Origin of the sequence: Burkholderia sp. BCC1047 (assembly GCF_902833155.1) — a bacterium.
Lineage (GTDB): Bacteria > Pseudomonadota > Gammaproteobacteria > Burkholderiales > Burkholderiaceae > Burkholderia > Burkholderia sola.
In genome coordinates, this window is the sequence record NZ_CADFEH010000027.1 from 62,678 (window position 1) to 82,183 (window position 19,506).

The following is a 19,506-nucleotide window of genomic DNA, read 5'->3' on the forward strand; positions in this document are numbered from 1 at the left end:
ATTGTGGGAGAGCAAAGATGTTGACGAAAAAAACCCTCACGCTCGCGGCCATGCTGACGGCCACGCTGACTCTCGCCGGCTGCTTCACGGCACCCGGTTCGGCGGATGTCTATAGCGTCGGCCAGGCGCAGCGCGAACAGACGGTCCGCATGGGCACGGTCGAAAGCGTCCGTGCGGTGCGCATCCAGTCCGACGGCGGCGGCAGCGCGATCGGCACGCTCGGCGGTGGCGCGCTCGGCGCGGTCGCGGGCAGCGCGATCGGCGGCGGCAAAGGCTCGATCCTGACGGCGATCGCCGGCGGCCTCGTCGGCGCGGTCGCGGGTAACGCGGTCGGCGAAAACCTCAGCACGGCGAACGGTGTCGAAATTACCGTGCGCCTCGACAACGGCGATCTGCGCTCGATCACGCAGGCAGCCAGCGGCGAAGCGTTCCGCGCCGGCGAGCGCGTACGCCTGCTGTCGAGCGGCGGCGTCACGCGCGTCACGCACTAACCGGTATCCTCAGCACGCGGCGCAAGCCGCGGTCGAACGCATGTGCGAAGCCGCGCATGCGTTTTTTTTCGTCCGTCCGTTTCCGGTTCGCACTCGCATCGGCGAGCCGAGCGGCGACCTGGCGGCGGCTCATCGACGCCTCATGCGGACGAAAAAAATCCCGCCACCTGAGCCAGATGGCGGGACTGATTGAGTAGCGCTACTCAACCCACGGACACCACATGAGTGTCCGGGTGATGCTGCTCAGCCGCGATTACGGACGGCTGCCGGTCGGGAACGGCCATGCTGCTGCCGGGTTGAGCGCGGTCTTCACGCCCGATGCCGGCGCAACCGATGCGGTCGACGCGGTCGTTGCCGGCGCAGCCTTCTTCACGACGGCCTTCTTCGGCGCAGCAGCCTTCTTCGCCGGAGCGGCAGCCGTCTTCGCAGGGGCAGCCTTCTTGGCGGGCGCAGCCTTCTTCGCGGCAGCCTTCTTCGCAGGCGCGGCCTTCTTGGCAGCAGCCTTCTTCGCCGGCGCGGCCTTCTTCGCAGCAGCCTTCTTCGCCGGTGCGGCCTTCTTGGCGGCAGCCTTCTTCGCCGGTGCCGCCTTCTTCGCAGCAACCTTCTTCACTGCGACTTTCTTGGCTGCAACCTTCTTCGCGGCGGCCTTCTTGGCCGGTGCCGCCTTCTTCGCTGCGACCTTCTTGGCTGCAACCTTCTTCGCTGCGACCTTCTTCGTTGCGACCTTCTTTGCAGCGGCCTTCTTCGCCGGTGCTGCCTTCTTCGCGGCAACCTTCTTCACCGCGACCTTCTTCGCAGCAACCTTCTTCACTGCGGCCTTCTTCGCCGGCGCAGCAGCCTTCTTCGCAACGGTCTTCTTGGCAGCAACCTTCTTAGCAGCCGGTTTCTTCTTGGCAGTAGCCATGTTGTTCTCCTTCAGGTTCAGATGAGAGTCAGTTCAAACTACACCCTTCGTCAAAACCCGCTTCCCGCGGACGCTGTTCAGGACGTGCGCTTCGAAGCGGGCTATTCATCGGCGTACGCAGATACCGCGCGCTTACGCTAATGAATACGGTATGGCGCGCGTGACCCCATGGCCTCGCGCGCCAAATCAAGTCGGTAGCCGGCGCACCTCGCGCCGCTACCCCTAATCGCTTGATCAAGCGGACCGCCACACGGCCGTCCGCTTTTTCCGGAGGGAAGTTTGCCCATCCCACTGAAGGGTTCGCAAAGTGCCTGTCGTATCGTTGGGCCGTTAAGGCACCGGGCATGCTTTGCATCAGGCGTTCTTGCTCCTAAACCTTGGGCCAGGGCCGAGAGGCCACCGGCTGCTCCATCATGTAACGGGTTCGCTGCTGCGGGTTATTCCCAGGACAGCGCGCCCCCCGTCTGATACTCGATCACACGCGTCTCGAAGAAGTTGCGTTCCTTCTTCAGGTCGATCATCTCGCTCATCCACGGGAACGGGTTTTCCTCGTTCGGATACAGCGGGTCGAGGCCGATCTGCTGGCAACGGCGGTTGCTGATGAAGCGCAGATAGCTCTTGAACATCGACGCGTTCAAACCCAGCACGCCGCGCGGCATCGTGTCCTCGGCGTAGCGGTATTCGAGTTCGACAGCCTGCTTGAACAGCTCGCGGATCTCGGCGCGGAATTCCGCGGTCCACAGATGCGGGTTCTCGAGCTTGATCTGGTTGATCAGGTCGATGCCGAAGTTGCAGTGCATCGACTCGTCGCGCAGGATGTACTGGTATTGCTCTGCAGCACCCGTCATCTTGTTCTGGCGGCCGAGTGCGAGGATCTGCGTAAACCCGACATAGAAGAACAGGCCTTCCATGATGCAGGCGAACACGATCAGCGACTTCAGCAGCTTCTGATCCGCTTCGAGCGTGCCGGTCTTGAAGGCCGGGTCCGTCAGCGTATGAATGAACGGGATCAGGAATTCGTCCTTCGCGCGGATCGACGTGACCTCGTGATACGCGTTGAAGATCTCGCCTTCGTCGAGGCCGAGCGATTCGACGATGTATTGGTACGCGTGCGTGTGGATCGCTTCCTCGAACGCCTGGCGCAGCAGGAACTGCCGGCACTCCGGCGCCGTGATGTGGCGGTATGTGCCGAGCACGATGTTGTTCGCCGCGAGCGAATCGGCCGTCACGAAGAAGCCGAGGTTGCGCTTCACGATGCGGCGCTCGTCCTCGGTCAGACCGTTCGGGTCCTTCCACAGTGCGATGTCGCGGGACATGTTGATTTCCTGCGGCATCCAGTGGTTCGCGCAACCGGCCAGATACTTTTCCCACGCCCACTTGTACTTGAACGGCACCAGCTGATTGACGTCAGTCTGGCCGTTGATGATGCGCTTGTCGGCGACATTGACCCGCGCTTCCGTACCGCCGGCGGGAACAGCCGATGCTTGCGGCGGCACCGCAAGATCGCCTTCGAAAATGTCACGGACCTGATGGGCGGCAGGCGTTGCAGCCTGCATTCCGACAGCCATCCCGGCGGAGGTGCGCATCGCGTTTTGCTGCGCTCCGCTCGCGGGGGTTACGGCAGTCTTCTCGTCATCCCAGTTGAGCATAAATTCTCACCATCAATTTAGAACGGTTTGTACCATCTTTTCCTGAGCGATAAAAGGGTTCGCTCACGAAAAATCCTTTTTTCGATTCGCGTTGCGACCTCGATACAACACTTTGAGCAACGCATCGTCGTTCATGCAGCGCGCGATGTGAGTCGCGCGTGTATCGCGAGGTGCGCTCGACGCATCGAACGCCGATCGAAACGCGACGCCGTCGGAGATGTTTCGATCGCTTGTCATTGCCTGCAACGCAGGTGTCGCGTTACAGATTCCTTATCATTTTTTTAGTTGAGCGCGGCGCACACTTCAACCTCGATCGGTCGTCGTGTGCGCCGCTCATGCCTGCTTCTCAGGTCAGGCGCACTGCGTTACTGGCACGCTTCGCACTCGTCGAAGCCGGGGTCGCCCGGACGCATCGTGCACACCGGACCATCCGCTTCGACCGGCGCGAGTGCCGGCGCCGCGTTGACCGCGCCCGACGACGCACCGCCGCCCGCCGCACCGAAGCCGCCCGCCGCGCCTTGCGCGCCGCCGCTGCCCGAGCCGCCGCCCGCACCGCCCGTCGGCACTGCGTTCAGCGCGCCGTGTGCGACCGTCGACTTCTCGACGTGCGTCGCCGCCATCGTGCGGAGGTAGTAGGTCGTCTTCAGGCCGCGCAGCCATGCGAGCTTGTAGGTCTCGTCGAGCTTCTTGCCCGACGCGCCGCCCATGTAGATGTTCAGCGACTGCGCCTGGTCGATCCACTTCTGGCGACGCGATGCCGCTTCGACCAGCCACGTCGGGTCGACCTCGAACGCGGTCGCGTAGATCGCGCGCAGGTCGGCCGGGATGCGGTCGATGCGCGACAGCATGCCGTCGAAGTACTTCAGGTCGGCGACCATCACTTCGTCCCACAGGCCGCGTTCCTTCAGGTCTCGGACGAGGTACTCGTTCACCACCGTGAATTCGCCCGACAGGTTCGACTTCACGTACAGGTTCTGGAAGGTCGGCTCGATACAGGCCGACACGCCGATGATGTTCGAGATCGTCGCCGTCGGCGCGATCGCGACGCAGTTCGAGTTGCGCATGCCGTGCGCGGCGATCCGCGAACGCAGCGTCGTCCAGTCGAGCGACTCCGACGTGTCGACCTCGACGTAGCCGCCGCGCGCTTCCGTCAGCAGCTTCAGCGTGTCCTGCGGGAGGATGCCGCGATCCCACAGCGAGCCGCGGTAGCTCGAGTAGCGGCCGCGCTCTTCGGCCAGCTCGGTCGACGCGTAGTACGCGTAGTAGCAGACGGCTTCCATCGAACGGTCGGCGAACTCGACCGCCTCTTGCGACGCGTACGGCGTACGCAGCAGGTGCAGGCAGTCCTGGAAGCCCATGATGCCCATGCCGACCGGGCGGTGCTTCAGGTTCGAGTTACGCGCCTTCGGCACCGCGTAGTAGTTGATGTCGATCACGTTGTCGAGCATGCGCATCGCGACGCTGATCGTGCGCTTGAGCTTGTCGTGGTCGAGCGCGTAGCTGCCGTCGGCCTGCTTCACCAGGTGGGCGACGAGGTTCACCGAGCCCAGGTTGCACACCGCGATTTCGGTGTCGCTCGTGTTCAGCGTGATTTCCGTGCACAGGTTCGACGAATGGACGACGCCGACGTGCTGCTGCGGCGAGCGCACGTTGCACGGATCCTTGAACGTGATCCACGGGTGGCCCGTCTCGAACAGCATGCCGAGCATCTTGCGCCACAGCTGCTGCGCCGGGATCTTCTTGAACAGCTTGATCTCGCCGCGCGCGACCTTGTCTTCGTAAGCCGTGTAAGCCTTCTCGAATTCGGCGCCGAACTTGTCGTGCAGATCCGGGCAGGTCGACGGCGAGAACAGCGTCCAGTCGGCGCCTTCCATCACGCGCTTCATGAACAGGTCGGGAATCCAGTTCGCCGTGTTCATGTCGTGCGTACGGCGGCGGTCGTCACCGGTGTTCTTGCGCAGCTCCAGGAACTCCTCGATGTCGAGGTGCCACGATTCGAGGTACGCGCAGACCGCGCCCTTGCGCTTGCCGCCCTGGTTCACCGCGACGGCCGTGTCGTTCACGACCTTCAGGAACGGGACCACGCCTTGCGACTTGCCGTTCGTGCCCTTGATATGCGAGCCGAGGGCGCGCACGCGCGTCCAGTCGTTGCCGAGGCCGCCGGCGAACTTCGACAGCAGCGCGTTTTCCTTCAGCGCTTCGTAGATGCCGTCGAGATCGTCCGCGACCGTCGTCAGGTAGCACGACGACAGCTGCGAGCGGTGCGTGCCCGAGTTGAAGAGCGTCGGCGTCGAGCTCATGAAGTCGAAGCTCGACAGCACGTTGTAGAACTCGATCGCGCGCGTTTCGCGGTCGATCTCGTTCAGCGACAGGCCCATCGCGACGCGCATGAAGAATGCCTGCGGCATTTCGATGCGGGTGCCTTCGACGTGCAGAAAGTAGCGGTCGTACAGCGTCTGCAGGCCGAGGTAGCCGAACTGCAGGTCGCGGTTCGCGTCGAGCGCTTCGCCGAGGCGCTTCAGGTCGAACTGCAGCAGCTTGTCGTCGAGCAGGCCAGCGTCGACGCCGCGCTTCAGGAACTGCGGGAAGTATTCGGCGTAGCGGGTCGACATCTCGGCCTGCACGACTTCCTCGCCGAGAATCTCGCGACGGATCGTGTGCAGCAGGATGCGGGCCGTGACCTGGCTGTACGCCGGATCCTTTTCGATCATCGTGCGCGCCGCGAGGATCGCCGAGTCGTAGACCTGGCTCATCGGCACGCCGTCGTACAGGTTCTTCACCGTCTCCGCGACGATCGGGTCAGGGTTAACCGCAGCGCCGAGGCCGTCGCATGCCGACACGATCAGCGCGCGCAGCGCGTTCAGGTCGAGCGGGCGCGTGACGCCGTTGTCGACGACGTTGATGCCGGTGGTCGACTCGCCGCCCGCTGCCGCCGCTTCCTCGCCCGCATGCTGGCGCTCGAGGTGACGCTTCTCGCGATACAGCACGTACGCACGCGCGACGTTGTGCTCGCCGCCGCGCATCAGCGCGAGTTCGACCTGGTCCTGGATGTCTTCGATATGGAACGTACCGCCGTTCGGGCGGCTGCGCACGAGCGCGCGAACGACGTTGTGCGTCAGTTGTTCGACCTGCTCGCGCACGCGCGCCGATGCCGCGCCCTGCCCGCCATTGACGGCCAGGAAAGCCTTGGTCACCGCGATCGCGATCTTCGAAGGTTCGAACGACACCACGCTGCCGTTGCGGCGGATCACCTTGTAGTCGGCGAACGTGGCCTGCGGCGCGAGCGCCTTCGCGCCCTGTTCGGTCCCGCCGAGCGGACGGCTCGAGGCGCTCTCGTACTGGGACGTCGCGTTGTCGGTGGTTTGCATGTGCAAAGCTCCTGGTGTTGGATGGTGCGGAGAGAACCGCGGATTAAAACGAACGCTGCGCAATGCGGTGCGCGAGCGGTAAGAGGCGAGCGATGCGCCGGGGAAGCCGGTTCGGTCGATGCGCGACAACCCAGCCGGTCGTGTGCTTCGTCATGTGTACCCTGCCCCGTCGATGTTCGCTGCGCTGGTCGCGACGCCCGGACCGCCCGGCCTGACGCGCCGCCGTGAGAACCCTGTCCGCCGACGTTGCCCGCCGGCCGGTGCCGCTCGGGTTTTCCCCTGCGACACACACTATATCTAGTACAGAACCGCTCAACTGGCACCAAGTATAGTGGACATTCGGAGGACGTCCAAACGGATAATTTGCGGCGAAGGTCTTGACATCGCTCGCGCGCAGACACGGCAAGGCATTGGTCGGAGAAAAAACTTTCTCCGCTCAAAAAACCCCGCGATCAGTGCTGACGGAAAGGAAAGTATTCGGCGGAAAAACCGGCATCGCTCGCGAAGCGTTGCCAATCGAAGTGCGGGCCCGGGTCGGTCTTGCGGCCCGGCGCGACGTCCGAGTGACCCGCGAACGCGTCGACCGGATAGTGCGCGGCGAGCGCGCGGGAGAGCGCGGCGAGCACCGCGTATTGCGCATCGTCGAACGGCACGTCGTCCGCGCCTTCGAGCTCGATGCCGATCGAGAAATCGTTGCAGCGGGTGCGGCCGAAGAACTCGGACGAGCCCGCGTGCCACGCGCGCTCGTCGCACGACACGAACTGCACGAGTTCGCCGCCGCGGCGGATCAGGAAATGGGCGGACACGCGCACGCCGCGCAGGTGGCGCTGGTAATAGGGGTGCGCATCGCAGTCGAGGCGATTCAGGAACAGCGCCTCGATCGCGTCGCCGCCGAATTCGCCGGGCGGCAGGCTGATGTTGTGGACGACCACGAGCGTCGGCGCCGCACCCGCGGGCCGCGCCTCGAAGTTCGGCGACGGCGCATGGCGCGCTTCGCGCACCCAGCCGTTCGCGTCGACCGACAACACCGGCGCGTCGCTCATCGCGCGTCGCGGCCGTTCACGCGCGTGGCGTGGCGCTGCGCATGCTCGGCGCTGCAGAAGTATTCGCCGCTCGCGGCGACGGCGTCGCCCTTCGGCGCATGCACGCCGCATTCGGCGCAACGCACCATCGGCTCGGGCAGCGACCGCGCGTCGCCGTTCGGGCGCGCGGCGCCACCACCGGCACCGGCACCAGGCGCGCCGTCGTAACCGGCGCCGCGGCCGGTGCGCGCCTGCGCCTGTTCCTGCGCGTGGCGCAGCTTGCGCGCGAGCCAGGAACCGGCAAAGAAGAGAAGGATCAGGAGAAGAATCTGTCGCATCGGAAACCTGCGGTCAAACCACGGAGCGGTGCAGCAGCACCTCGAACACAAACCGGCTGCCGACATACGCGAGCAGCAGCGCGGCGAACGACACGAGCACCCAGCGCGCGGCGCCGCGGCCGCGCCAGCCCGACGTCTTGCGGGCGACCAGCAGACCGCCGAACATCAGCCACGACAGGATCGCGAACACCGTCTTGTGGTCGAGCCGCAACGCGCGCGCGTCGACCTGTTCGCTGAACAGGATGCCCGACGCGAGCGTCAGCGTCAGCAGCACGAAGCCGGCGCCGATCAGGCGGAACAGCAACTTCTCGAGCGTGAGCAGCGGCGGCAGCGTTTCGAGCCAGCTCGCGATCCAGCCGGTCGAGCCGTCGCGCCCGCCGTGCCGCAGCGACTGCAGGCGCCGCTCCACCATCAGCATCAGGATCGCATGCAGCGCGGCGATCGCGAAAAGGCCGTACGCGATGTTCGCGATCAGGAAATGCAGCTTGAACAGCGGCGCGGCTGCATAAGGCAGCACCCGCACGCCGCCGAACACGAGCGGCAGCAGCGACGCGCCGCACGCGAGCGGCAGCACCAGCAGGCGCAGGCTGTCGAGCGGGAAGAAGAAGCTCTCGATCCAGTAGATGCCGGCGCCGAGCCAGAACATCGCGGACAGCGCGAACGCGAAGCCGAACACCATCGCGTCGTTCGGAAAGATCGTCATGTGGAGCAGCACGCCGTGCGCGAGCAGCGCGGCGAACAGCAGCGCGCGGCCGGCCCCGCTCATCCCGGACGCAGCCGATGCAGGGACCGGCACGGCCGGCACGCTCGCGACGAGCGGCGTCGCGCCCTGGCGATGCGTGCGCCAGCCTGCGACGGCGAGGCCGCCGTACAGGAATGCGGTGAGGGCATACAGTACAATATCCATGTTCGAAGTTTACACTAGGCCCCCTTCCCGCGACGGCTCCCTTTGTTCGGTTCCGCCGCGCCTTCGGGCCCCACTGTCCATCGCTCCCCATGCTCGACAATCTCACTCAACGGATGGCGCGCGTCGTCAAGACGCTGCGCGGCGAGGCCCGGCTCACCGAGGCCAACACGCAGGAGATGCTCCGCGAGGTGCGTCTCGCGCTGCTGGAAGCCGACGTGTCGCTGCCGGTCGTTCGCGAATTCATCGCCAAGGTCAAGGAAAAGGCGCTCGGCGAAGAAGTGATCAGCAGCCTGTCGCCGGGCCAGGCGCTCGTCGGCGTGGTCCAGAAGGAACTGACCGCCGTGATCGGCGGCGACTACGAAGGCAAGGCCGCCGAGCTGAATCTCGCGGTCACGCCGCCCGCGGTGATCCTGATGGCCGGCCTGCAGGGCGCGGGCAAGACCACGACCGTGGGCAAGCTCGCGAAGCTGCTGCGCGAGAAGTACAAGAAGAAGGTGCTCACGGTGTCGTGCGACGTGTATCGTCCGGCCGCGATCATGCAGCTGAAAACGGTGACCGAGCAGGTCGGCGCCGACTTCTTCCCGTCCACGCCGGACCAGAAGCCCGTCGACATCGCGCTGGCGGCCGTCGACTGGGCGAAGCGCCACTACCATGACGTGCTGCTCGTCGACACGGCCGGCCGCCTCGGCATCGACGAAGCGATGATGCAGGAAATCGCCGCGCTGCACGGCGTGCTGAAGCCGGCCGAAACGCTGTTCGTCGTCGACGCGATGCTCGGCCAGGATGCCGTCAACACCGCGAAGGCGTTCAACGACACGCTGCCGCTGACCGGCGTCGTGCTGACCAAGCTCGACGGCGACTCGCGCGGCGGCGCCGCGCTGTCGGTGCGTCACGTCACGGGCAAGCCGATCAAGTTCGTCGGCGTCGCCGAGAAGCTCGACGGCCTCGAGGTGTTCCACCCCGACCGGATGGCGAACCGGATCCTCGGCATGGGCGACATCCTCGCGCTCGTCGAGGAAGCGCAGCGCGGCGTTGATGTCCAGGCCGCGCAGAAGCTCGCCGACAAGGTCAAGAAAGGCGGCGATTTCGACCTGAACGATTTCCGCGCGCAGATCTCGCAGATGAAGAACATGGGCGGCCTGTCGTCGCTGATGGACAAACTCCCCGCGCAATTCCAGCAGGCGGCGGCCGGCGCCGACATGGGCCAGGCCGAGAAGTCGATCCGCCGGATGGAAGGGATCATCAGCTCGATGACGCCCGCCGAGCGCGCGAAACCCGAAATCATCAAGGCGACGCGCAAGCGCCGCATTGCGGCCGGCGCGGGCGTGCCGGTGCAGGAAGTCAACCGGATGCTGAACCAGTACGACCAGATGCGTACGATGATGAAGAAGCTGAAGGGCGGCAACATGCAGAAGATGATGCGCGGCCTGAAAGGCATGATGCCCGGCATGCGCTGATTTCGTCCGTCGGCCGGCGCGCGGGTTTTTGCCGTAGCGCGCGCCTGCCGTTCTGCTTCATCCTTATTTGTATACCGACTGCCCGCCAGAACACATGAACCGCGAAGAAGCCCTCCACATTTTCGACCACTCCGAAGAGATCGTCTCGGCCGACGCCGTCAATGCGTCGATCTCGAAGATGGCCGACGCGATCCGCGCCGAGATCGGCGACGCGTTCCCGCTCGTTCTCTCGGTGATGGGCGGCGCCGCGGTGTTTACCGGGATGCTGCTGCCGCATCTCGATTTCCCGCTCGAATTCGACTACATCCACCTGACCCGCTACCGCAACACGACACAGGGCAGCCCGGAGATGCACTGGCGCGTCGCGCCGCGCGAATCGGTGAAGGACCGCATCGTGCTCGTACTCGACGACATCCTCGACGAAGGCGAGACGATGGCCGCGATCCGCGACCGCATCCTCGACATGGGCGCGAAGCGCTTCATGTCGGCCGTGCTGTGCGAGAAGACGCTCGCGAAGGCGAAACCGCTGCACCCCGACTTCTGCGGCTTCTCGGTGCCGGATCGCTACGTGTTCGGCTGCGGGATGGACGCGAAGGGCTACTGGCGCAACCTGCCGACGATCCGCGCGCTGACCGCGAACGTCTGATCGCCGCGCTGTCCGCTATATAAATAGAAAGCGGCGCTCCGGTTGCCCGGAGCGCCGCTTTTTTTCGTCGGCCCGCCGCGCCGCCCGCGCTACGGCTGCAACTGGTGCACGAACGCGCGAATGCCCGCCAGCAGCATCTCGACCGAGATCGCGACGAGCACGAGGCCCATCAGCCGCTCGAACGCGGCGACGGTCCGCTCGCCGAGCCACGCCTGAATCCGTTCGGCCAGCACCAGCGTGATCGCGCAGACGATCATCGTGACCGTCAGCGCGCCGACCCATTCGAGCATCTTGCCGGGCGCCTGCGACGTCAGCAGCATCACCGTCGCGAGCGCGGACGGCCCGGCCAGCGCCGGAATCGCGAGCGGCACGATGAACGGCTCGCCGCCCGCGCGCGGATCGCTGCCGAGCGCGCCGTCCGGATGCGGGAAGATCATCCGCAGCGCGATCAGGAACAGCACGATCCCGCCACCGAGCCGCAGCGACAGGTCGGTGAGGCTCATCATCCGCAGGAAGCGGTCGCCGACCAGCATGAAGAACAGCAGGATCACGAACGCGATCCCCACTTCGCGCAGGATCAGCTTCACGCGCCGCTCGCGCGGCACATCCCGCATCGCCGTGATGAACAGCGGGATGTTGCCGAGCGGATCCGTGATCAGCACGAGGAGCACGGTGGCCGACAGGAACGTGTATTCCATCGTGTCCCCCGGTCGCCGCGCTTAGTGCGCGAGCGCGGCGCGGATCTTCTCGGCGACCGTCGCCGCGGCCGTGTCGGCCGGCAGCAGCGTCGCTTCGGCGTCGCGGCGGCCCTGGTACTCGATCTTGCCTTCCTTCAGGCCGCGCTCGCCGATCACGAGACGATGCGGCACGCCGATCAGCTCCCAGTCGGCGAACATCACGCCCGGGCGCTCGCCGCGATCGTCGAGGATCACGTCGATGCCGGCCGCGACGAGTTCCGCGTACAGCTTGTCGGCCGTCTCGCGCACCATGTCGCTGCGGTCATAGCCCATCGGGCACAGCACGACCTCGAACGGCGCGATCGACTCGGGCCAGATGATGCCCTTCTCATCGAAGTTCTGTTCGATCGCCGCGCCGAGAATGCGCGTGATGCCCACGCCGTAGCAGCCCATCAGCATCGGCTGCGGCTTGCCCGACTCGTCGAGGAACGTCGCGCCCATCGCTTCCGAGTACTTGGTGCCGAGCTGGAACACGTGGCCGACTTCGATGCCGCGGCAGATGTCGATCGCGCCCTTGCCGTCCGGCGACGGATCGCCCTTCTTCACGTTGCGCACGTCGGCGACGTCCGGCTCCGGCAGGTCGCGGCCCCAGTTCACGCCCGCGATGTGATAGTCGACCTCGTTCGCACCGACGACGAAATCGCTCATGTTCGCGACCGTACGGTCGGCGATCACCTTCACCGGCTTCTTCGTGCCGACCGGGCCGAGATAGCCCGGCGGCGTGCCGAACCACTCGACGATTTCCTGCTCGGTCGCGAAGCGGTGGTTCTTCAGGCCCGGCAGCTTCGACACCTTGATCTCGTTCAGGTCGTGATCGCCGCGCAGCATCACGAGCCAGATGGTCGGCTCGGCGCCTTCGTTGTCGGTCGCGAGCACGATCGACTTGATCGTGCGCTCGAGCGGGATCGCCAGCAGTTCGGCGACGGCCTCGCACTTCGCCTTGCCGGGCGTCGCGACCTTTTCCATCGCTTCGGCCGGCGCCGCGCGCTCAGGCGTCAGCGGCAGCGCTTCGGCCGCCTCGACGTTCGCCGCGAATTCGGACGTCGGGCAGTACGCGATCGCGTCCTCGCCGGTGTCGGCGATCACGTGGAACTCGTGCGAGAAGTTGCCGCCGATCGAGCCGCTGTCGGCCGCGACCGCGCGGAACTCGAGGCCCAGGCGCGTGAAGATGCGCACGTACGCGTCGTACATCTTGCGGTACGACTCGTTCAGGCCGGCCGCATCCTTGTCGAACGAATACGCGTCCTTCATGATGAATTCGCGGCCGCGCATCACGCCGAAGCGCGGGCGGATCTCGTCGCGGAACTTCGTCTGGATCTGGTAGAAGTTCACCGGCATCTGCCGGTAGCTCTTGATCTGGTTGCGCGCGATGTCGGTGACGACTTCCTCGTGCGTCGGCCCGATCACGAAATCGTTGTCCTTGCGGTCCTTGAAGCGCAGCAGCTCGGGGCCGTACTGCTCCCAGCGGCCCGACTCCTGCCACAGCTCGGCCGGCTGCACGGCCGGCATCAGCAGCTCGATGGCGCCCGCCCGGTTCATTTCCTCGCGCACGATCGCCTCGACCTTGCGAATCGAACGCAGGCCGACCGGCAGGTAGTTGTAGATGCCGCCGGCGACGCGACGGATCATGCCGGCGCGGACCATCAGCTTGTGGCTGACGATCTCTGCGTCGGCGGGTGCCTCTTTCAGGGTGCCGATAAAGAAACGGGAAGCTTTCATGCGGACGGTTCCAAAAACGGCGCCCCCAGGCGGGGCGCCCGAAAAAGTTTCAAGGTGAAAAAGCGGCGCGCCGCGAACGACGATGGCGCAGATGACGTAGCAGACTAATCAGGGACAATTCAGCCGGTGTGCCCCGCGCGGATTCGCTCCGTCACGGTGCGCAGCGCCCGTTATCTGTTTATAATCAAAGCAATTTTAAAGGATTCGAAGGTGGTTGTATGCTGGATCGTGAAGGCTTTCGCCCGAACGTCGGCATCATCCTCTTGAACGCGCGCAACGAGGTGTTTTGGGGCAAGCGGCTCCGCGAGCATTCCTGGCAGTTTCCTCAAGGTGGGATCAAGTACGGCGAGACCCCCATGCAGGCGATGTACCGGGAACTGCACGAGGAAACCGGCCTGCATCCGGAACACGTCAAGATAATCGGCCGCACCCGCGACTGGTTGCGTTACGAGGTGCCTGACAAGTTCATCAAACGCGAAGTACGCGGTCATTACCGCGGCCAGAAGCAGATCTGGTTCCTGCTGCGGATGGTCGGACGCGATTGCGACATTTGCTTGCGCGCGACCGACCACCCGGAGTTCGATGCGTGGCGCTGGAACGAGTATTGGGTACCGCTCGATGCGGTGATCGAGTTCAAGCGGGATGTCTATCAGTTGGCGCTGACGGAACTGTCGCGCTTCCTGCGCCGCCCGGCGCAGCGAGCCGAGAAGCCGCGCGGGCCGCGTGTGTCGCGCTATCCGCGCGTCATTGGCGCACAGGCTCAAACGCTGACGATTGTCGACGCATCGGTGGTTTGTTCGGAGATCGAAGTGGAAGCGAGCACGCTCGACGAGATGCCGCCCCACGTGATCGTCGGCAAGTGACGAGTCGGACTGCATGACCGGGCGCGACCTTGGTGTCGCGCCCTTTTTTTACGAGGAATGCATATTGAAAGCGATTGCTCTCGCGCTCGCATCGATCGCCGCGATGGCCGCTCTGGCCGGCTGCGCGAACTCGAAAGCGCCGTCCAACAAGGATGACAGCGAGTTCGTGTACCTGCTCGACCGTCAGGGAACCTGGAAGGAAAACGCCGTCGACACGCTGCCGCCGCTGCCGCAAACGGGCGATCTGCTGCCGTTCAACGTGTCGCAGAACACGCCGCTGAAGTTCTTCGTCGATGCGAAGTCGCTCGAGGTCGGCAGCGACGGCGTCGTGCGCTACGCAGTCGTCGTCACGAGCCCGGCCGGTGCGCGCAACGTGAACTACGAAGGCATCCGCTGCGACACCTACGAATGGCGCCAGTACGCCGGCCTGAACTCGGACCACAACGGCTGGGATCGCACCGTCGAGAACGACTGGCGGCGCATCGAGAACGGCGAGCTGAACGCCTACCACTCCGCGCTCTACCAGGACTACTTCTGCGCGAACAAGATGCCGCAAGGCTCGACCCGGCAGATCCTCGAAAACATCCGGTTCCACCGCACCGCGATGACGCAGTTGCGCTGACGGCACGCGATGCGGGTCGCCCGCATCGCCCTCCCGCCGGACAAAAAAGCCCGCATCGCGCGGGCTTTTTCATTTGAACGACGGCATCAGGCCAGCGATCACACCAGCACGAGGTTGTCGCGATGGATCAGTTCGGGCTCCAGCATGTAGCCGAGCACGGTCTCGATCTCGCCGCTCGGCTTGCGGTGAATCAGCTTCGTTTCCGCGCTGCTGTAGTTCGTGAGCCCGCGCGCCACCTCGCGCCCGTCCGGGCCGACGCACGCGATCACCTCGCCGCGCGCGAACGCGCCCTGCACGTCGATCACGCCGATCGGCAGCAGGCTCTTGCCGCCGGCCGTCAGCTTCTCGACCGCGCCCGCGTCGATCACGACGTGGCCGCGCACCTGCAGATGGTCGGCCATCCATTGCTTGCGCGCCGCCATCCGCGCGGTTCGTGCGATCAGTTGCGTGCCGATCGCCTCGCCGGCCGCCAGACGCACAAGCACGTCGGACTCCCGGCCGCTCGCGATCACGGTATTCGCGCCGCTGTGCGCCGCACGCTTCGCCGCGAGGATCTTCGTCAGCATCCCGCCGCGACCGAGGCTCGAGCCGACCCCGCCCGCCATCGCCTCGAGCTCCGGCGCGCCCGCATTGGCCTCGCCGACGAGCGTCGCATTCGGGTCCTTGCGCGGATCGGCCGTGAACAGCCCCGACTGATCGGTGAGGATGATCAGCGCATCGCCTTCGATCAGGTTCGCGACGAGCGCGCCGAGCGTGTCGTTGTCGCCGAACTTGATTTCGTCGGTGACGACCGTGTCGTTTTCGTTGATGATCGGCACGACGCCGAGCCGCAGCAGCGTGAGCAGCGTCGAGCGCGCATTCAGGTAGCGCTCGCGATCCGCCAGATCGGCGTGCGTGAGCAGGATCTGCGCGGTGCGGATCCCGTGCTCGGTGAAGCGACTCTCGTAGACTTGCGCGAGCCCCATCTGGCCGACCGCGGCAGCGGCCTGCAACTCGTCGATTTCCCGCGGCCGCTTGCTCCAGCCGAGTCGCTGCATGCCTTCGGCAATCGCGCCCGAACTGACGAGCACGACTTCCTTGCCCTGCGCACGCAACGCGGCGATCTGGGCCGCCCAGCGGCCGATTGCAGCATGATCGAGCCCTTTGCCGTCGTTGGTCACGAGGCTGGAGCCCACCTTCACCACCAATCGCTTCGAATCCGCGATGATCGAACGCATCCTGCACTGTCTCCTGTATATGATGCCGGCCCACCGGGCGCGATGGAACGCCGACGCCGGGCGGCACGCCCGGCGCGTGACCTGACCGCCCGACCGTTCAGGCGTCGTCGCCCGGGGCCGCGCCGCCCTTCGCCGGCGGCGCATCGCGGAAACGCACGTCCGCCGCGAGATCCTCCGCCTCCGCCGCGCGATGCGCGTCCGAATGTTCGGAGAGGTAGTCGTAGATCGCGTAGCACAGCGCTTCGCAGCCCTGGCCCGTCAGCGCCGAGATCTCGAACACCGGGCCGTCCCAGCCGAAACGGTCGAGGAAATCCGCGACGCGCGCCTCGCGCTCGTCTTCCGGCACCATGTCGAGCTTGTTGAGCACGAGCCAGCGCGGCTTCTCGTAGAGCGCCTCGTCGTACTTGCGCAGTTCGCCGACGATCGCCGTCGCCTCCGCGACCGGATCGACGCTTTCGTCGAACGGCGCGAGATCGACCAGATGCAGCAGCACGCCGGTACGCTGCAGGTGACGCAGGAACTGATGCCCGAGGCCCGCGCCTTCGGCCGCCCCTTCGATCAGCCCCGGGATATCGGCGATCACGAAGCTCTTGCTCGGGCCGACCCGCACCACGCCCAGATTCGGCGCGAGCGTCGTGAACGGGTAGTCGGCGATCTTCGGCTTCGCGTTCGACACCGACGAGATGAAGGTCGACTTGCCCGCGTTCGGCATGCCGAGCAGACCGACGTCGGCGAGCACCTTCAGCTCGAGCCTCAGCATGCGCCGCTCGCCCGGCTTGCCGTCGGTCTTCTGGCGCGGCGCGCGGTTCGTGCTCGACTTGAAGTGCAGGTTGCCGAGGCCGCCGGCGCCGCCCTGCGCGAGCATCACCTGCTGGTCGTGCTCGGTCAAATCGGCAATCAGCTCGCCCGTTTCCATGTCGCTGATGATCGTGCCGACCGGCATGCGCAGCGTGACGTCGTCGCCGCCCTTGCCGTAGCAATCCGAGCCGCGACCGTTTTCGCCGTTGCGCGCGAGGTGCTTCTTCGCGTAACGGTAGTCGATCAGCGTGTTGATGTTGCGGTCGGCGATCGCATAAACGCTGCCGCCCCGGCCGCCGTCGCCACCGTCCGGCCCGCCGAACGGGACGAATTTCTCGCGGCGCATCGACGCGCTGCCATCGCCTCCGTCGCCGGCGATGACTTCGATTCGTGCTTCGTCAATGAACTTCATTCGTCACTCCGCCCAGTATTTCCGCTATTGTGCCGCGCGCCGGCACGCTTGAACAATCTGCCGTTCGGCCGATCGTATGCCGGTTGCACGAGGGTCGCCGGCGCGCACATGCGCCCGGCGACCCAATAAAAAAAGGCCCCGCGAAGACTGCGGGGCCTTTCGGCTACGAAGCCCGTGGGTGCCTGACTTAGGCAGCCGCCGGGACGACGATGACCAGATGCTTCTTGTCCGCGCCCTTCGTCGCGAACTTGACGTGACCGTCGACCAGCGCGAACAGGGTGTGATCCTTGCCCATGCCGACGTTCTCGCCAGCGTGCATGCGCGTACCGCGCTGACGCACGATGATGCCGCCAGCGTTGATTGCCTGGCCGCCGTACACTTTCACGCCGAGACGTTTCGACTCGGAGTCGCGGCCGTTCCGGGAAGAGCCGCCTGCCTTTTTGTGTGCCATCTGATTGCTCCTTTACCGAGGCGCTTACGCGTTGATCGCGTCGATGCGCAGCTCAGTGTAGTTCTGGCGGTGGCCGCCGTGCTTTTGGTAGTGCTTCCGGCGACGCATCTTGAAGATGGTGACCTTGGCATGACGACCGTGCGACACAACGGTGGCCTTGACGGAAGCCCCACTGACCAGCGGCGTACCGAACTGAATCGATTCGCCTTCGCCCACTGCGAGAACCTGGTCGAGCGTGATTTCAGCGTCAATGTCAGCCGGTATCTGTTCTACTTTGAGTTTTTCGCCAACGGCAACCTTGTACTGCTTGCCGCCGGTTTTTATGACCGCGTACATTGAGAACCTCACTCTGGATCCAATTTTTCCGCACACCACGCGCGGAAAACACGTGATTATACATGGGCTTAGCACCCAAGTCAAAGCCGATCGACGATTGCCGCGCGTGGGCCTCGGCCGGACGGCCAAAATCGCGCCGCTGGTACGTCTGACAGACCGGCATATCGCGGATTCGACTTATAATCCGCGGCATCACCCAATTCCATCATCATGTCGTCGTCCACCGCCTCCCCCACCCTCAGCGCCGCCCACCTGCTCGCCCCGATCACCAGCGACATGGAGCAGGTGAATCGCGTTATCCGGCAAAGCCTCGCGTCCGACGTGCTGCTGATCAACCAGATCGCCGAATACATCATCGGCGCGGGCGGCAAGCGGCTGCGTCCGGCGTTGCTGCTGCTCGTCGCCGGCGCGCTCGGCGAAACGTCGCACCAGCGGCACGTGCTGGCCGCCGTCGTCGAATTCATCCACACGGCCACGCTGCTGCATGACGACGTCGTCGACGAATCCGAGCTGCGCCGCGGCCGCCAGACGGCCAATGCGCTGTTCGGCAACGCGGCGAGCGTGCTGGTAGGCGACTACCTCTACTCGCGCTCGTTCGAGATGATGGTCGGCGTCGGCAAGATGCGCGTGATGGAGATCCTGTCCGAAGCGACGACGATCATTTCGGAAGGCGAGGTGCTGCAGCTCCTCAACATGCACGACGCGGACGTCGACGAAGCGCGCTACATGCAGGTGATCCGCTACAAGACGGCCAAGCTGTTCGAGGCGTCGGCGCGCCTGGGCGCGGTGCTCGCGGGCGCCGATGCGCCGACCGAGGCCGCCGCCGCCGAATACGGCCGCCGGATCGGCACCGCGTTCCAGATCATGGACGACTGGCTCGACTATGCGGGCACCGCCGAGGCAATGGGCAAGAATGCCGGCGACGACCTGCGCGAAGGCAAGCCGACGCTGCCGCTCATCTATCTGATCGAACGCGGCACGCCCGAACAGTCGGCGCTCGCACGCGAGGCGATCGAACACGGCGGCACCGATCGCTTCGACACGATTTTCGAAGCGATCACGCGTTCGGGCGCGCTCGATCACACGCTCGAATGCGCACGCCAGGAAGCACAGGCGGCAGCCGCGGCAATTGCCGCGTTCCCCGATTCGATCTACAAGGAAAGCCTGCTCGGGTTGTGCTCATACTCGACGTCGCGGCAATCGTAACCACGCCGCGAACGCGAAGCGATGCGTTGTCTCGAAAATTTTCTTCATCAAAGTATTCCCTTTTAGAAAAAACATCGTTATAGTTACGTTCTTGCTTGTGACGACGTAGCGATTCTTAACGAAGACGGCGAAGTCGGAAGAGCAAAAATCGGGGTGTAGCTTAGCCTGGTAGAGCGCTACGTTCGGGACGTAGAGGCCGGAGGTTCGAATCCTCTCACCCCGACCAGATTTAAAAAAACCGTGCACCGCGTGCACGGTTTTTTTTCGTCCGGCCGCCGCGGGCCCCTCGTGTCGCGCGCGACACATCGCGGTCGCCGGCCTCTGCTATATTTCCCCCATCCCTGTCCTTCACTGCCCTTTCCA

At 65.1% G+C, this 19,506-nt stretch carries 19 protein-coding genes and 1 tRNA gene; 7 read left to right on the forward strand and 13 right to left on the reverse strand.

Features of this window, described 5'->3' with window-relative positions; genetic code table 11:
• The first annotated feature begins 17 nt into the window (after positions 1-17).
• Positions 18-491, forward strand: a complete 474-nt coding sequence (locus tag HWX55_RS25200) for a glycine zipper 2TM domain-containing protein (protein WP_006476977.1) — start codon at positions 18-20, stop codon at positions 489-491.
• Between the two features lie 253 nt (positions 492-744).
• On the opposite strand, the gene HWX55_RS25205 is transcribed toward HWX55_RS25200, so the two are convergent.
• The 7 genes from HWX55_RS25205 to ccsA all read right to left on the reverse strand — a co-directional run bounded on the left by HWX55_RS25205 (position 745) and on the right by ccsA (position 8,679).
• Complete coding sequence (locus tag HWX55_RS25205; RefSeq protein ID WP_175977692.1) at positions 745-1,395, reverse strand: histone H1-like DNA-binding protein; 651 nt, start codon at positions 1,393-1,395, stop codon at positions 745-747.
• A gap of 28 nt (positions 1,396-1,423) precedes the next feature.
• The gene (locus HWX55_RS25210) at positions 1,424-1,750 is read right to left on the reverse strand and encodes a hypothetical protein (protein ID WP_080334256.1); all 327 of its coding nucleotides are present in this window, start codon (positions 1,748-1,750) and stop codon (positions 1,424-1,426) included.
• Positions 1,751-1,832: 82 nt separating this feature from the next.
• Positions 1,833-3,044 carry a ribonucleotide-diphosphate reductase subunit beta gene (locus HWX55_RS25215; protein ID WP_012327871.1) on the reverse strand — a complete coding sequence of 404 codons (1,212 nt, stop codon included), beginning with the start codon at positions 3,042-3,044 and terminating at the stop codon, positions 1,833-1,835.
• 365 nt (positions 3,045-3,409) lie between these two features.
• A complete protein-coding gene (locus tag HWX55_RS25220) occupies positions 3,410-6,412 on the reverse strand; it encodes a ribonucleoside-diphosphate reductase subunit alpha (RefSeq protein ID WP_175977693.1) in 3,003 nt (1,000 codons plus the stop codon).
• A 452-nt stretch (positions 6,413-6,864) separates the two neighbouring features.
• Positions 6,865-7,455, reverse strand: a complete 591-nt coding sequence (ampD, locus tag HWX55_RS25225) for a 1,6-anhydro-N-acetylmuramyl-L-alanine amidase AmpD (RefSeq protein ID WP_050013877.1) — start codon at positions 7,453-7,455, stop codon at positions 6,865-6,867.
• Positions 7,452-7,772 (reverse strand): PP0621 family protein, encoded by a 321-nt coding sequence (locus HWX55_RS25230; protein WP_124556627.1) that lies wholly within the window; start codon positions 7,770-7,772, stop codon positions 7,452-7,454. Before HWX55_RS25230 ends, ampD begins: the two co-directional genes overlap by 4 nt.
• Before the next feature lie 13 nt (positions 7,773-7,785).
• A complete protein-coding gene (gene ccsA, locus HWX55_RS25235; protein WP_050013879.1) occupies positions 7,786-8,679 on the reverse strand; it encodes a cytochrome c biogenesis protein CcsA in 894 nt (297 codons plus the stop codon).
• 89 nt (positions 8,680-8,768) lie between these two features.
• Here ccsA and ffh point away from each other — a divergent pair, with 89 nt between their 5' ends.
• Positions 8,769-10,136 carry a signal recognition particle protein gene (ffh, locus tag HWX55_RS25240; RefSeq protein WP_089434517.1) on the forward strand — a complete coding sequence of 456 codons (1,368 nt, stop codon included), beginning with the start codon at positions 8,769-8,771 and terminating at the stop codon, positions 10,134-10,136.
• Positions 10,137-10,230: 94 nt separating this feature from the next.
• Positions 10,231-10,782: a hypoxanthine-guanine phosphoribosyltransferase gene (locus HWX55_RS25245; RefSeq protein WP_023477519.1), complete on the forward strand. Its 552-nt coding sequence runs from the start codon at positions 10,231-10,233 to the stop codon at positions 10,780-10,782.
• A gap of 89 nt (positions 10,783-10,871) precedes the next feature.
• On the opposite strand, the gene HWX55_RS25250 is transcribed toward HWX55_RS25245, so the two are convergent.
• Together HWX55_RS25250 and HWX55_RS25255 are read right to left on the reverse strand one after the other, a co-directional pair.
• A complete protein-coding gene (locus HWX55_RS25250; RefSeq protein WP_050013881.1) occupies positions 10,872-11,480 on the reverse strand; it encodes a MarC family protein in 609 nt (202 codons plus the stop codon).
• A gap of 21 nt (positions 11,481-11,501) precedes the next feature.
• Positions 11,502-13,238: a proline--tRNA ligase gene (locus tag HWX55_RS25255; protein ID WP_175977694.1), complete on the reverse strand. Its 1,737-nt coding sequence runs from the start codon at positions 13,236-13,238 to the stop codon at positions 11,502-11,504.
• Positions 13,239-13,456: 218 nt separating this feature from the next.
• On the opposite strand from HWX55_RS25255, the gene HWX55_RS25260 reads away from it, so the two are divergent.
• A complete protein-coding gene (locus tag HWX55_RS25260; RefSeq protein ID WP_050013883.1) occupies positions 13,457-14,101 on the forward strand; it encodes an RNA pyrophosphohydrolase in 645 nt (214 codons plus the stop codon).
• A gap of 13 nt (positions 14,102-14,114) precedes the next feature.
• The gene (locus tag HWX55_RS25265) at positions 14,115-14,723 is read left to right on the forward strand and encodes a CNP1-like family protein (protein ID WP_050013884.1); all 609 of its coding nucleotides are present in this window, start codon (positions 14,115-14,117) and stop codon (positions 14,721-14,723) included.
• Positions 14,724-14,821: 98 nt separating this feature from the next.
• Here HWX55_RS25265 and proB read toward each other — a convergent pair whose 3' ends face one another.
• The 4 genes from proB to rplU all read right to left on the reverse strand — a co-directional run bounded on the left by proB (position 14,822) and on the right by rplU (position 17,937).
• A complete protein-coding gene (gene proB, locus HWX55_RS25270; protein WP_175977695.1) occupies positions 14,822-15,940 on the reverse strand; it encodes a glutamate 5-kinase in 1,119 nt (372 codons plus the stop codon).
• A 97-nt stretch (positions 15,941-16,037) separates the two neighbouring features.
• Complete coding sequence (obgE, locus tag HWX55_RS25275) at positions 16,038-17,150, reverse strand: GTPase ObgE (protein WP_175977696.1); 1,113 nt, start codon at positions 17,148-17,150, stop codon at positions 16,038-16,040.
• A gap of 187 nt (positions 17,151-17,337) precedes the next feature.
• Positions 17,338-17,601 (reverse strand): 50S ribosomal protein L27, encoded by a 264-nt coding sequence (rpmA, locus tag HWX55_RS25280; protein ID WP_006476999.1) that lies wholly within the window; start codon positions 17,599-17,601, stop codon positions 17,338-17,340.
• Between the two features lie 24 nt (positions 17,602-17,625).
• A complete protein-coding gene (gene rplU, locus HWX55_RS25285) occupies positions 17,626-17,937 on the reverse strand; it encodes a 50S ribosomal protein L21 (protein ID WP_004194344.1) in 312 nt (103 codons plus the stop codon).
• A gap of 210 nt (positions 17,938-18,147) precedes the next feature.
• Here rplU and HWX55_RS25290 point away from each other — a divergent pair, with 210 nt between their 5' ends.
• Positions 18,148-19,143, forward strand: coding sequence for a polyprenyl synthetase family protein (locus tag HWX55_RS25290; protein ID WP_175820613.1), 996 nt, complete (start codon positions 18,148-18,150; stop codon positions 19,141-19,143).
• A gap of 149 nt (positions 19,144-19,292) precedes the next feature.
• Positions 19,293-19,369: transfer RNA gene (locus tag HWX55_RS25295), tRNA-Pro, on the forward strand.
• The last annotated feature ends 137 nt before the right edge of the window (positions 19,370-19,506 follow it).

Excerpts from the sequence above, each read along its gene's own strand:
- HWX55_RS25230 (WP_124556627.1), bottom strand. The coding sequence starts at position 7,772 with ATGCGACAGATTCTTCTCCTGATCCTTCTCTTCTTTGCCGGTTCCTGG.
- ampD (WP_050013877.1), bottom strand. The coding sequence starts at position 7,455 with ATGAGCGACGCGCCGGTGTTGTCGGTCGACGCGAACGGCTGGGTGCGC.
- proB (WP_175977695.1), bottom strand. The coding sequence starts at position 15,940 with ATGCGTTCGATCATCGCGGATTCGAAGCGATTGGTGGTGAAGGTGGGC.
- HWX55_RS25220 (WP_175977693.1), bottom strand. The coding sequence starts at position 6,412 with ATGCAAACCACCGACAACGCGACGTCCCAGTACGAGAGCGCCTCGAGC.
- HWX55_RS25245 (WP_023477519.1), top strand. The coding sequence starts at position 10,231 with ATGAACCGCGAAGAAGCCCTCCACATTTTCGACCACTCCGAAGAGATC.
- HWX55_RS25200 (WP_006476977.1), top strand. The coding sequence starts at position 18 with ATGTTGACGAAAAAAACCCTCACGCTCGCGGCCATGCTGACGGCCACG.
- rplU (WP_004194344.1), bottom strand. The coding sequence starts at position 17,937 with ATGTACGCGGTCATAAAAACCGGCGGCAAGCAGTACAAGGTTGCCGTT.
- HWX55_RS25255 (WP_175977694.1), bottom strand. The coding sequence starts at position 13,238 with ATGAAAGCTTCCCGTTTCTTTATCGGCACCCTGAAAGAGGCACCCGCC.
- obgE (WP_175977696.1), bottom strand. The coding sequence starts at position 17,150 with ATGAAGTTCATTGACGAAGCACGAATCGAAGTCATCGCCGGCGACGGA.
- HWX55_RS25265 (WP_050013884.1), top strand. The coding sequence starts at position 14,115 with ATGACCGGGCGCGACCTTGGTGTCGCGCCCTTTTTTTACGAGGAATGC.
- HWX55_RS25205 (WP_175977692.1), bottom strand. The coding sequence starts at position 1,395 with ATGGCTACTGCCAAGAAGAAACCGGCTGCTAAGAAGGTTGCTGCCAAG.
- HWX55_RS25210 (WP_080334256.1), bottom strand. The coding sequence starts at position 1,750 with ATGCAAAGCATGCCCGGTGCCTTAACGGCCCAACGATACGACAGGCAC.
- HWX55_RS25290 (WP_175820613.1), top strand. The coding sequence starts at position 18,148 with ATGTCGTCGTCCACCGCCTCCCCCACCCTCAGCGCCGCCCACCTGCTC.
- ffh (WP_089434517.1), top strand. The coding sequence starts at position 8,769 with ATGCTCGACAATCTCACTCAACGGATGGCGCGCGTCGTCAAGACGCTG.
- HWX55_RS25260 (WP_050013883.1), top strand. The coding sequence starts at position 13,457 with ATGCTGGATCGTGAAGGCTTTCGCCCGAACGTCGGCATCATCCTCTTG.
- rpmA (WP_006476999.1), bottom strand. The coding sequence starts at position 17,601 with ATGGCACACAAAAAGGCAGGCGGCTCTTCCCGGAACGGCCGCGACTCC.
- ccsA (WP_050013879.1), bottom strand. The coding sequence starts at position 8,679 with ATGGATATTGTACTGTATGCCCTCACCGCATTCCTGTACGGCGGCCTC.
- HWX55_RS25215 (WP_012327871.1), bottom strand. The coding sequence starts at position 3,044 with ATGCTCAACTGGGATGACGAGAAGACTGCCGTAACCCCCGCGAGCGGA.
- HWX55_RS25250 (WP_050013881.1), bottom strand. The coding sequence starts at position 11,480 with ATGGAATACACGTTCCTGTCGGCCACCGTGCTCCTCGTGCTGATCACG.